This window comes from Bradyrhizobium sp. UFLA06-06, assembly GCF_054820065.1.
This window is the reverse complement of sequence record NZ_JADFUD010000025.1, coordinates 65,108-76,730: the sequence shown is the minus strand read 5'-3', so window position 1 is coordinate 76,730 and position 11,623 is coordinate 65,108. Positions and strand designations below refer to the sequence as shown.

The 11,623-nt window shown below is 65.4% G+C and carries 12 protein-coding genes; 10 read left to right on the top strand and 2 right to left on the bottom strand.

Going from position 1 to position 11,623, the window contains the following annotated elements:
* Positions 1–15: 15 nt before the first annotated feature.
* The 5 genes from lspA to arfB all read left to right on the top strand — a co-directional run bounded on the left by lspA (position 16) and on the right by arfB (position 4,991).
* Positions 16–513: a signal peptidase II gene (lspA, locus tag IF803_RS22015; RefSeq protein WP_461193450.1), complete on the top strand. Its 498-nt coding sequence runs from the start codon at positions 16–18 to the stop codon at positions 511–513.
* Positions 514–613: 100 nt separating this feature from the next.
* Positions 614–1,345: a hypothetical protein gene (locus IF803_RS22010; RefSeq protein WP_172648529.1), complete on the top strand. Its 732-nt coding sequence runs from the start codon at positions 614–616 to the stop codon at positions 1,343–1,345.
* 152 nt (positions 1,346–1,497) lie between these two features.
* Positions 1,498–2,892 carry a M16 family metallopeptidase gene (locus IF803_RS22005; protein ID WP_461193449.1) on the top strand — a complete coding sequence of 465 codons (1,395 nt, stop codon included), beginning with the start codon at positions 1,498–1,500 and terminating at the stop codon, positions 2,890–2,892.
* Entirely contained in the window at positions 2,889–4,253 is a 1,365-nt protein-coding gene (locus tag IF803_RS22000; RefSeq protein ID WP_461193448.1) for a M16 family metallopeptidase, read from the top strand. Before IF803_RS22005 ends, IF803_RS22000 begins: the two co-directional genes overlap by 4 nt.
* A 318-nt stretch (positions 4,254–4,571) precedes the next feature.
* On the top strand, positions 4,572–4,991 hold the full coding sequence (gene arfB, locus IF803_RS21995; RefSeq protein WP_461193447.1) for an alternative ribosome rescue aminoacyl-tRNA hydrolase ArfB: 420 nt from the start codon (positions 4,572–4,574) through the stop codon (positions 4,989–4,991).
* 255 nt (positions 4,992–5,246) lie between these two features.
* Here the strand turns inward: arfB and IF803_RS21990 are convergent, their stop codons facing one another.
* Positions 5,247–5,552 carry a hypothetical protein gene (locus IF803_RS21990; protein WP_028341061.1) on the bottom strand — a complete coding sequence of 102 codons (306 nt, stop codon included), beginning with the start codon at positions 5,550–5,552 and terminating at the stop codon, positions 5,247–5,249.
* Positions 5,553–5,942: 390 nt separating this feature from the next.
* Here IF803_RS21990 and IF803_RS21985 point away from each other — a divergent pair, with 390 nt between their 5' ends.
* The 4 genes from IF803_RS21985 (at position 5,943) to IF803_RS21970 (ending at position 8,906) form a co-directional block, all read left to right on the top strand.
* Positions 5,943–6,263 carry a c-type cytochrome gene (locus tag IF803_RS21985; protein WP_028341062.1) on the top strand — a complete coding sequence of 107 codons (321 nt, stop codon included), beginning with the start codon at positions 5,943–5,945 and terminating at the stop codon, positions 6,261–6,263.
* The gene (locus tag IF803_RS21980) at positions 6,264–6,659 is read left to right on the top strand and encodes a VOC family protein (protein WP_069278856.1); all 396 of its coding nucleotides are present in this window, start codon (positions 6,264–6,266) and stop codon (positions 6,657–6,659) included. It abuts the gene before it with no gap.
* 111 nt (positions 6,660–6,770) lie between these two features.
* Positions 6,771–7,319, top strand: a complete 549-nt coding sequence (locus tag IF803_RS21975; protein WP_157346836.1) for a gluconate 2-dehydrogenase subunit 3 family protein — start codon at positions 6,771–6,773, stop codon at positions 7,317–7,319.
* An 18-nt stretch (positions 7,320–7,337) separates the two neighbouring features.
* On the top strand, positions 7,338–8,906 hold the full coding sequence (locus IF803_RS21970) for a GMC family oxidoreductase (RefSeq protein ID WP_461193446.1): 1,569 nt from the start codon (positions 7,338–7,340) through the stop codon (positions 8,904–8,906).
* 295 nt (positions 8,907–9,201) lie between these two features.
* On the opposite strand, the gene IF803_RS21965 is transcribed toward IF803_RS21970, so the two are convergent.
* Positions 9,202–9,522 (bottom strand): ribbon-helix-helix domain-containing protein, encoded by a 321-nt coding sequence (locus IF803_RS21965; RefSeq protein ID WP_069278853.1) that lies wholly within the window; start codon positions 9,520–9,522, stop codon positions 9,202–9,204.
* Between the two features lie 232 nt (positions 9,523–9,754).
* On the opposite strand from IF803_RS21965, the gene mutL reads away from it, so the two are divergent.
* Positions 9,755–11,566 (top strand): DNA mismatch repair endonuclease MutL, encoded by a 1,812-nt coding sequence (gene mutL / locus IF803_RS21960; protein ID WP_461193445.1) that lies wholly within the window; start codon positions 9,755–9,757, stop codon positions 11,564–11,566.
* The last annotated feature ends 57 nt before the right edge of the window (positions 11,567–11,623 follow it).

Below are 11,623 nucleotides of genomic sequence, written 5' to 3'. Positions count from 1 at the left end.
TTTGGTGGGCTGACAATGACCCCTCCCCTCCGCGCCGGTGTGCTTGCGGCGATCATCACCCTGATCGCCGACCAGGCCTCCAAGCTCTGGCTGCTCCACGTCCTGGATATCGCGCGTCACGCCCCGGTGACCGTGACGCCGTTCTTCGACCTGGTACTGGCCTGGAATCCCGGCATCAGTTTCGGCTGGTTCCAGAGCGAGACCCCGGCGGCCCAGATCCTGCTGATGGTGATCAAGGCCGCGGCCGTGATCGCGCTGGCGATCTGGATGGCGCGGTCGCGGACCTGGCTCGCGACGGTGTCGCTCGGCCTGATCATCGGCGGCGCCATCGGGAACGGCATCGACCGCTTCGCCTATGGCGCGGTGGTCGATTTTGCCCTGCTTCATGCCGAGATCGGGGGAAAAACCTTCAATTGGTACATCTTCAACCTTGCCGATGTAGCCATCGTTGCTGGCGTGGCAGCCCTATTGTATGATTCCGTGGTGGGGACCCCCGCCGTAAAAGCGCCCTGATCCCGGCCGATACGAGCCGGTCAGCGGTCGACACCTGCTCAAGCGGAACTGTGCCTAAGCCAGTGATCGCTTTGGCGAATTTTGAGATGGGAATGGCGCGATGCGCAACACCAAAGCCCGCGGTTACCTGATCGAGACGTCCCGGCTGCCGTTGATGCGCGGCCTGCGCCTGGCGTTCGTCGCAGCCGGGATCGGCCTTGTCATGACGGCCGGCCCGGTGCGCGCCGGCGACGATGAGGATGACGGCGACGACGGCCTGACCTTCGAAGAGCGGATCGTCGACAATCTGATGACCGGGCTCGGCGCCAAGAGCGCGGCCAGCAAGGGCATCGACTACCGCGAGCGCTCGCCGCTGGTGGTGCCGCCCAAGCTCGATCTGCCCCCGCCGGCATCGACCGCCCAGGTCAACGCGCCGAACTGGCCGAAGGACCCTGATATCGCGGCGCGCAAGGCTGCGATCGCGGCGCGCAAGAAGGAAGTCAAGAAGGAGCCGTGGCAGTCGGCGGTGGCGTTGACGCCGGCCGAGATTGAGGCCGGCCGCAAGCAGCAGACCGCCACCGATGGCCGCAAGGAGCCGCTCGAGCCCGGCGTGAGCACCAATCCGTCGCTGATGCCGAGCCAGCTCGGTTACACCGGCGGCCTGCTCGGCATGTTCAAGGGGAACAGCAGCGAGTCCAAACCCTTCAAGGGCGAGCCGACGCGCGATTCCCTGACTGAGCCGCCTCCGGGCTACCAGACGCCGTCCGCGGGCTATGCCTACGGCACCGGCCCGCAGGCGCCGATGGCGAAGGAAGGCCAGTACGACGTCATGACCGGAAAACCGGTGCAGTGATCGCTTGGCCCGTTCGGGCGAAGGCTGACATGAGCAAAGCTTAATGCGGGGCGGCGGGTGTCTCTCCGCTTCGTGACCATGGGCACGGCAACGACCGTGTACGATGGCTTGCTTTCGCGCCCCGGCTGTGTATCCGGGCTTTCATAAGGACCATGATGCGCTCTCGCCGATCGATCGCCCTGTTCGCTGCCGCATTTGTTTCCACCATCCCGCTGCCGGGTGCCAGCCTCCGCGCCCAGACCACCGTCACCTCGGAACGCCCCGCCAGTTTCACGCTCGATAACGGCCTGCAGGTCGTGGTGATCCCCGACCACCGCACGCCGGTGGTGACGCAGATGATCTGGTACAAGGTCGGCTCGGCCGACGAGACGCCCGGCAAATCGGGCCTCGCGCATTTTCTCGAACACCTGATGTTCAAGGGCACCGCCAAGCATCCGGCGGGCGAGTTCTCGCAGACCGTGCTGCGCGTCGGCGGCAATGAGAACGCCTTCACCTCGGTTGACTACACCGGCTACTTCCAGCGCGTGCCGCGCGAGCAGCTGCCGACCATGATGGAGTTCGAGGCCGACCGCATGACCGGCCTGATCCTCAAGGACGAGAACGTGCTGCCCGAGCGCGATGTCGTCCTCGAGGAGTTCAACATGCGGGTTGCCAACAACCCGGATGCAAGGCTGGCCGAGCAGATCATGGCCGCGCTTTATCTCAACCATCCCTATGGCCGGCCGGTGATCGGCTGGCACCAGGAGATCGAGAAGCTCGACCGCGAGGATGCGCTCGCCTTCTACCGGCGCTTCTATGCGCCGAACAACGCGATCCTGGTCATCGCCGGCGACGTCGACGTCAAGGATGTCCGCCCGCTGGTCGAGAAGAATTTCGGCCCGATCCCGGCGCAGCATGCGATCCCCGAGAAGCGGGTCCGGCCGCAGGAGCCGACACCTGCCGCGCCGCGCACCGTGACGCTGTCGGATCCGCGCGTCGAGCAGCCGAGCCTGCGCCGCTATTACCTCGTGCCCTCGGCGACAACAGCGGCTTCAGGCGAGAGCCAGGCGCTCGATGTGCTCGCGCAGTTGACGGGCGGCGGCGCCAACTCCTATCTCTATCGCTCGCTGGTGATCGACAAGGGCCTCGCGATCTCGGCCGGCGCCGGCTACCAGGGCACCTCGCTCGATCCGTCGCAATTCTCGATCTCGGTGACGCCGAAACCCGGCGTCGAGTTCGCGCAGATCGAGGACGCGATCGACAAGGTGATCGCCGACCTCGCGCAGAACCCGGCGCGCGCCGAGGATCTCGAACGGGTCAAGACCCAGCTCATCGCGGAGGCGATCTACGCCCAGGACAACCAGGCGACACTGGCACGCTGGTATGGCGGCGCGCTGACCACCGGGCTCAGCATCGAGGATATCCGCAGCTGGCCGGACCGCATTCGCGCCGTCACCGCCGAGCAGGTGCGCACTGCCGCCGCGAGCTGGCTCGACAAGAAGCGGTCGGTGACCGGCTATCTGATCAAGGATACTACTGCGCCGAAACGCGAGGAGAAGCGCTCGTGATCTATTCCCTCACCCGCCGCGCGGCGCTGATCGGCGGCGCCTGCGCCGCGCTGCTGACGCTAACGTCGGCGCCCTCGCAGGCCGCGGCCAAGATCCAGCGGCTGGTATCGCCCGGCGGCATCGAGGCGTGGTTCGTGCAGGACGCGACCGTGCCGCTGATCGCAATGGAATATTCCTTCAGCGGCGGCGCCAGCCAGGATCCGCCCGGCAAGCCCGGCGTCGGCAATCTGGTCGCCGACCTGCTCGACGAGGGCTCCGGCGATCTCGATTCCAAGACCTATCACGAGCGGCTCGAGCGCCGCGCCATCGAGCTCGGCTTCCAGTCGAACCGCGATCAATTCCGCGGCTCACTGCGCATGCTCAAGGACAACAAGGACGAAGCCTACGACCTGTTGCGGATGGCGCTGACCTCGCCGCACTTCGAGCCAAAGGACGTCGAACGGATCCGCGCTCAGGTGATCGCCAATCTGCGCCGCGAATCGACCAATCCGTCCTCGCTCGCCGGCCGCAAATTCCTCGAGCTCGCATTCGGCGATCATCCCTATGCCAGGACGGCCACCGGCACGCTCGACAGCGTGCCGACCATCCAGATCCCGGATCTCAAGGACTATACCCGCCGCATCATCGCCAAGGATACGCTGCGCGTTGCCGTGGTCGGTGACGTCGATCCCGATACGCTCGGCAAGCTGCTGGACAAGACCTTTGGCGGCCTGCCGACGAAGGCCGAATTGACGCCCGTCCCCGACGTCGTGGCGACCAGGCCGCCGCAGCGCGCCTTCGTCCCGCTCGACGTGCCGCAGACCGTCGTCACCTTCGGCGGGCCCGGCATTGCCAGGCACGACCCGGACTTCATGGCGGCCTATGTGGTGAACCACATTCTCGGCGGCGGCGGGCTGTCGTCGCGGCTCTACAAGGAAGTGCGCGAGAAGCGCGGGCTGGCCTACTCGATCTATGAAGCGCTGGTCTGGATGGATCACTCCGCGCTGTTCATCGGCAACACCGGCACCCGCGCCGACCGCGCCGGCGAGACCGTCGATGCGATCGAAGCGGAAGTCCGCCGCATCGCCGAGGAAGGTCCGACGCAGAAGGAGCTCGACGAGGCGAAGTCCTACCTGAAGGGCTCGCAGATGCTGGCGCTCGACACCTCCTCCAAGCTCGCGCAGGCGATGCTGCAATACCAGCTCGACAAGATGCCGATCGATTACATCGAGAAGCGCAACGCCATCGTCGACGCGGTGACGCTCGACGATGCCAAGCGGGTCGCCAGGAAGCTCTGGGGCAACGGCCTGCTCACCGCAATCGTCGGCCGCGCCCCGCAGGCCGCCGCGCAGCCGGTATCGGCGCCGCCGAAGGCGAACTGACACTTTTCGGCGCGCTCACTTCTTCGTCCGCACCACCGCCGTGGCCACCCCTCTCCCCCCCCCTCCCCCGCAAGGGGGGAGGGAGCCCATCCGCTGGCGCGTCCCTTACCTATCTTTGCATCTCTTTGGCCGCGACGTTACGTGAGGTGAGCACGCCTGTCAGGCTCCCTCCCCCCTTGCGGGGGAGGGTTGGGGAGAGGGGTGGCCGCGCGGGCCGGTCGCAGTCGCGACCCGCGCTGGATCCACGCACCCCAAGCGTATCCACCGCAAACCCGCTATCCTGCAGCCTGCCGATTCTTCCCTCCATTGGGTGATGTCATGCTGCGGGTGTCCCGCGACCTTGCGATCGACGAGAACGACGTTGAGATCGTCTTTGTCCGCGCCTCCGGCCCGGGCGGACAGAATGTCAACAAGGTCTCGACCGCGGCGCAGCTTCGCTTCGATACCAACAAGATTGCATTGCCGCCGGACGCCGCGCAGCGGCTGGCGCGGCTCGCCGGCAGCCGCATGACCAAGGACGGCGTGATCGTGATCCACGCCTTCCGCTTTCGCACCCAGGAACGCAATCGCGCCGATGCGATCGATCGGCTGCTCGAGATGTTGAGGGAGGCGATGGTGCGGCCGACACCGCGGCGGCCGACCAAGCCGACGCTCGGCTCCAAGCAGCGCCGGCTCGAGGGCAAGAAACGCCGCAGCGACATCAAGGCGGGGCGCGGCACGCGCCGTTTCGACGATTAAAGCGTTTTCGAGCGAAGTGGATACCGGTTCGCGTGAAGAAAACGCGTTAAAACCAGAATCTAGAGCCCGTTCCGATTCAATCGGAACGGATAAGGCTCCAGGGAACGCCGGACGCAGCGCACGCGGCACTGCATCCGGGATCCGGTCAACGCCCAGACGCGTTTTCGCGCGAAGCGGATGTCGGTTCGCGCGAAGGAAACGCGTCAGAACAAGAAGCTTGAGTTCCGGTTCTGATTGGTCAGAACCGGGAAGGCTCTAGTATTTCTTGGTTGCGGGCGCCATCTCGGAACCGCCCGACTTCGGTGCCGTGCGTCCGCTGCCGACCGTTCCCTTGCTGCCTGACTTGGCGGTGGCACCGCTCTTCTGCGTCGGCGCAGTCGGCTGCGCAGCCATGTCCTCATCGCCGCTGCCGGACATGCCGCCGCCCTGCTGCATGGTACCTCTGCCCTGTGCACCGCCGCGAAGCTGGGTATCCGGTGCAGTCGTTCCCTGTGCCAGGACCGGGCCGGCCATCGCGGCCGAGATGGCAAGGGCGAGCACGCTGGTTTTTGCAAACGTCATCCACTTCTCCTGGGATTTTAATTGACGATGGAGGAGCGGCGCAGGTGGTGCGCCGTTTGCAGCGCCGACCCTGAACCCCATCGCGCGAGACTGCATTTTCCGCAAACGGCGCACGCGAGATGCAAGCTGCGTCGTGTGGTGATCGTGCAGGGATTTCGCGGTCATTTTGCGAAATTGTCGTCCGCATATGCGGCAACCACCGGTTCCGCGCCAGATCACCGCCCAGCTTTGTTCTGCTGTGAAACAGCCCGCTACTACCAACGGCGGATTTCAGCCTCCTACAGTCACCGCACAGAGGCGGTGATGTAGATGACAAAGCTGCGCGCAAGGTGGACGTTGGGGCTGGGATTTTGCAGCGCAATGCTTGCAGTGCAAATGGCCGGCGCGCAGATGCCCTTGCCCGCCGCCAAGCCGCCCGATGGGGCGACGCTGTTCAAGCAGCAATGCGCGACCTGCCACACCACCAACATGTCGGATGCCGTCCGGCAGGGACCGTCGCTCTACAGGATCGTCGGCCGCCATGCCGGCAAGGCCGACGGCTTCAAATATTCCGCGGGCTTCGGCAAGGCCGATTTCGTCTGGGACGACGTCAGGCTCGATGCCTGGCTGACCAATCCGCAGGAGGTGATCCCGGGCGCCGTGATGGCCTACCGGCAGGCCAAGCCGGAAACCCGCGCCATGATCATCGCCTATCTGAAGGAGCTGAACTGAATGGCGAAACCCGTGCATTCGATGATCCGCGTGCTCGACGAAGCCAAAGCGCTCGACTTCTACCGGCGCGCGTTTGGCCTGGAGATCGCGGACAATCTGAGATTTCCCGATTTCGCGCTGATCTATCTGCGCCATCCCTCCTCGCCCTTCGAGGTCGAGCTCACGGTCAATTTCGATCGCAAGGAGCCCTACACGCTCGGCGACGGCTACGGCCATCTCGCCGTCATCGTCGATGACGTCGATGCCGAGCACGCGCGCTTCGAAAAGGAGAAACTGTCGCCCGGGCCGCTGCGCGACTTCAAGCATGACGGCAAGACGCTGGCGCGCTTCTTCTTCGTCTCCGATCCCGACGGCTACAAGATCGAGGTGATCCAGCGCGGCGGGCGCTTCGGCTAGAGCATGATCCGGAAAAGTGGAGACCGGTTTTCCGACAGGATCATGCTCAAGCAAAAAGAGCATGCTCAAACAACAAGGCAATTGCACAAATAAAAATTGACGGAGGAACCCATGAGAGAAATCGATCGACGCAGCAAATATGACCGGCGTGTCTTTCTCAAAGGCGCGGCCGTTACCGCACCCGCAGTCGCGATTGCGACCTCGACGGGGCTCGGCATCACCGATGCGTGGGCCGAAGGCACCACGACGCTGACGCCGGCCACGCTGAAGACGCTGCTGAAGATGGCGCGCGACATCTATCCGCACGACTTCCTCGGCGACAGCTACTACATAGCGGCGGTCAAGCCGTATGACGAGAAGGCCGCGAAGGATCCGGCGGTCAAGTCGCTGATCAATGACGGCGTCACGAGGCTCGATCAGGCGGCCAACGACCGTCACAAGATGCCTTATGTCCAGGTCGCCTGGGAAAACGACCGCGTCGCGCTGCTGCAACAGATCGAGCAAAGCGCGTTCTTCCAGAAGATCCGCGGCGACCTCATCGTCTCCATCTACAACAACAAGGAGGTGTGGCCGCGGTTCGGCTACGAGGGCTCCTCCGCCGAGCATGGCGGCTACATCAAGCGCGGCTTTGCCGATATCGACTGGCTGCCGAAGGTCTGAACGGGTCGGGAGGAAACAATGGCAAAATTCGATCTGAATGACAGCGGCGTTGTGGTGATCGTCGGCTCCGGTGCCGGCGGCGGAACGCTCGGCAATGAACTGGCGCAGAAGGGCGTCAAGGTCGTGATCCTGGAGGCCGGCCCGCGCATCGAGAACCAGGACTTCATCAACGATGAATGGGACAGTTTTACCCAGCTCGCCTGGTCCGACGCGCGCTCGACCTCGGGCAGCTGGCGCGTCCACCAGGACTTTCCGGGCCTGCCGGCCTGGATCGTGAAGGCGGTCGGCGGCTCGACCACGCACTGGGCCGGCGCCTCGCTGCGCTTCGACGAGCACGAGTTCAAGATCAAGTCGGCCTATGGCGCCATTCCCGGCGCCAACCTGATCGACTGGCCGATCACGCTCGCCGAGATGGAGCCGTGGTACGCCAAGGCCGAGGACAAGATGGGCGTCACCCGCACCAACGGCATCCCGGGATTGCCCGGCAACAATAACTTCAAGGTGATGGAGGCCGGCGCGAAGAAGCTCGGCTACAAGGAGGTGCACACCGGGCGGATGGCGATCAACAGCGAGCCGCGCGACGGTCGCGGCTCCTGCCAGCAGATCGGCTTCTGCTTCCAGGGCTGCAAGTCGGGCGCCAAATGGTCGACGCTCTACACCGAGATCCCGAAGGGCGAGGCCACCGGCAATCTCGAAGTGCGTCCCGGCAGCATGGTGATCAAGATCGAGCACGACCAGTCCGGCAAGGTCACCGGCGTGGTCTATGCCGATTCGACCGGCGCCATGCAACGCCAGAAGGCCCGCGTCGTCGCGGTCGCCGGCAACTCGATCGAGAGCCCGCGGCTGCTGCTCAACAGCGCCTCCACCATGTTCCCGGACGGGCTCGCCAATTCATCCGGCCAGGTCGGCCGCAACTACATGCGGCACATGACCGGCAGCGTGTATGCGAGCTTCGAGAAATCGGTGCACATGTATCGCGGCACCACGATGGCCGGCATCATCCGCGACGAGGCGAAGAACGATCCGAAGCGCGGCGTCGTCGGCGGCTACGAGATGGAGACGCTGTCGCTCGGCCTGCCCTTCATGGCCGCGTTCCTCAATCCCGGCGCCTGGGGCCGCGGCTTCACCAGCGCGATCGAGGGCTATCCGCGGATGGCCGGCATGTGGCTGGTCGGCGAGGACATGCCGCAGGAGACCAACCGCATCACGCTGGATCCGAAGATCAAGGACAAGTTCGGCATGCCGGTCGCCAGCGTGCATTTCGACGATCATCCGAACGACGTCGCGATGCGTGATCACGCCTACAAGCAGGGCTCCGCGGTCTATGAAGCGGTCGGCGCCACCGTGACCTACCCGACGCCGCCTTATCCCTCGACCCACAACATGGGCACCAACCGGATGAGCGAGAAGCCGCGCGATGGCGTGGTCAACAAGTTCGGCCAGACCCACGACATCAAGAACCTGTTCGTCTCCGACGGCAGCCAGTTCACGAGCGGTGCTGCCTGCAACCCGACGCTGACGATCGTGTCGCTGGCGATCCGGCAGGCCGACCACATCGCCGGCACGATGCAGCGCAAGGAGATCTGAGACAGTGCTGCGCTCCCTCGCCCCGTTCTTACGGGGAGAGGGTTGGGGTGAGGGGCTTTCTCCGCATATCCGGCGCTAGCTGCGTTTGCGGAGACTCCCCCTCACCCGGAACGCATCTAACGATGCGTTCCGACCTCTCCCCGCACGCGGGGCGAGGTAAAACGGAGTGAGCTGCTCGATACGAAGTAAACTCATCTCGGTTTAGCAAGAAAATCCAGTTCCCCTCGAACTGAAGCGGCCTTGTCCAGGCAGGACAAGGCCGCTTTCTTCTTTGCGTGATGGACCGGTGCGAAATCTATTCCGCCGCGTCCATGATCGCCGCCGGCGCGCGATAGTCCGGGACCACCGCCGGCGCATTCGCCTTGGCGCGGTAGATCAGGCAGGAGCAGCGCAGCAGCGAGGCGAAATTGTTCACCTCGCCGTGATGATCCAGCACCTCGTTGTGCAGGGTGGTGAGGAACTTGGCCAGCGTCATGCCTTCCTTGGCCGCGATCTCCTCCAGCGTATCCCAGAACGACATTTCCAGCCGGATCGAGGTGCAATGGCCGTCGATCCGCAACGATCGGGTCTGCGATTCATAGTCGCGTTGCGGCTGATGCGCGAAAAGATGGCACATGGCGTTCCTCCGGCGAGAACTTATAATTTTTCTAAACGATATACCTGTGCGCGCGACCCCACAATCGGGACGTAGGGCGTAACGCACCAGCCGCCGAAGCCAAGCGTCTTCAAGGCGATAGGCCGGACTCATCCCCACCCCGCATCCGGCCGTCAGATCGGTCCCATGCATTTGCCGGCGCGGCGACTTATAGTAATGGCCAGCCTCGAATCGCTCTCCGAACGCCCAATCCATGCCCGTCCGCCAGCTTCCCGAACAGCTCGTCAACCGCATCGCCGCCGGCGAAGTGGTCGAACGCCCCGCGAGCGTGGTCAAGGAACTGGTCGAGAACGCGATCGACGCCGGCGCCAGCCGGATCGACGTTTTCACCGATGGCGGCGGGCGGCGCCGGATCGGCATCACCGACGATGGCGGCGGCATGACCCGCGGCGACCTCGCGCTTGCGGTCGACCGTCACGCCACCTCCAAGCTCGACGACGAAGACCTGCTGCGCATCCGCACGCTCGGGTTCCGCGGCGAGGCGCTGCCCTCGATCGGCGCGGTCGCCAAGCTCGGCATCACGACGCGTCATGCCAGCGAGCCGCATGCCTGGTCGCTGTCGGTCGAAGGCGGCGAGAAGTCCGAGGTCATGCCGGCCGCGCTCGGCCAGGGCACCCGCGTCGAGGTCAACGAACTCTTCTACGCCACGCCGGCGCGACTAAAATTCCTCAAGACCGACCGCACCGAGGCCGAGGCGATCCGCGAGGTGGTGCGGCGGCTCGGCATGGCGCGCCCGGACATCGCCTTCACGCTGGCCGGCGAAGAGCGCGCGCCGGTCACCTGGGCTGCGGCGCTGCCCGGCGCCGCCGGCCGGCTGATCCGGCTCGGCGATATCCTGGGTGCGGATTTTCGCAGCTCCGCGATCGAGGTGCGCGCCGAGCGCGAGGGCGTCGTGGTCGAAGGCTTTGCCGCCGCACCGTCGCTGACCCGCGCCAATGCGCTCGGGCAATATCTGTTCGTCAACGGCCGCCCGGTGCGCGACAAGCTGATCCTCGGCGCGGTGCGCGCGGCCTATTCCGACTATTTGCCGCGCGACCGCCATCCCGTCGTGGCGCTGTTCGTGACCTGCGACCCGCAAGAGGTCGATGCCAATGTGCATCCGGCCAAGACCGAGGTGCGCTTCCGCAACGCCGGTCTGGTGCGCGCGCTGATCGTGCACGCCCTGAAGGAAGGCCTCGCGCGCGAAGGCAAGCGCACCGCGGCCAACACCGCCGATGGCGCGGCGCTCTCGGCCTTCCGCCCGGCCTTCACGCCGCCGCGTCCGGGCAATTGGGACTGGCGCGGCTCGCCGTCCTATCCGGCCGGTCCAATGCGCGCGTTCGACGGCGCGGCGGCGCCCGCCTTCGCCGAGCCCGGACAAGCCGCCTTCGACGTCGGCACGCCGACCGCCGATGTGCGCTTCGAGGCCGCGCCCGACCTGCTCGACCGGCCGCTCGGCGCTGCGCGCACCCAGATCCACGAGACCTACATCGTCTCGCAGACCCGCGACGGCCTCATCGTGGTCGACCAGCACGCAGCCCATGAGCGCATCGTCTATGAGAGGCTCAAGGCCTCGCTGGCGAAGAACGGCGTGCAGCGGCAGATCCTCTTGATCCCCGAGATCGTCGAGCTCGATGAGGCGACTGTCGAGAAGCTGCTCGATCGCGCCGAGGAGCTGGCGTCGTTCGGGCTGGCTATCGAATCCTTCGGCCCCGGCGCCGTCGCCGTGCGCGAGACGCCCTCGCTGCTCGGCAAGTCCAATGCGGCGGGCCTGTTGCGCGACCTCGCCGAGCACATGGCCGAGTGGGACGAGGCGCTGCCGCTGGAACGCCGGCTGATGCACGTCGCCGCGACCATGGCCTGCCACGGCTCGGTCCGCGCCGGAAGGCGCCTCAAGCCGGAGGAGATGAACGCGCTGCTCCGCGAGATGGAAGACACGCCGAACTCCGGCCAGTGCAACCACGGCCGCCCGACCTATGTCGAGTTGAAGCTGAGCGATATCGAGAAGCTGTTCGGGCGGAGGTGAAGATTCCGTAGGATGGGTAGAGCGCTAGCGAAACCCATCATCTCGCCGCACAGACGT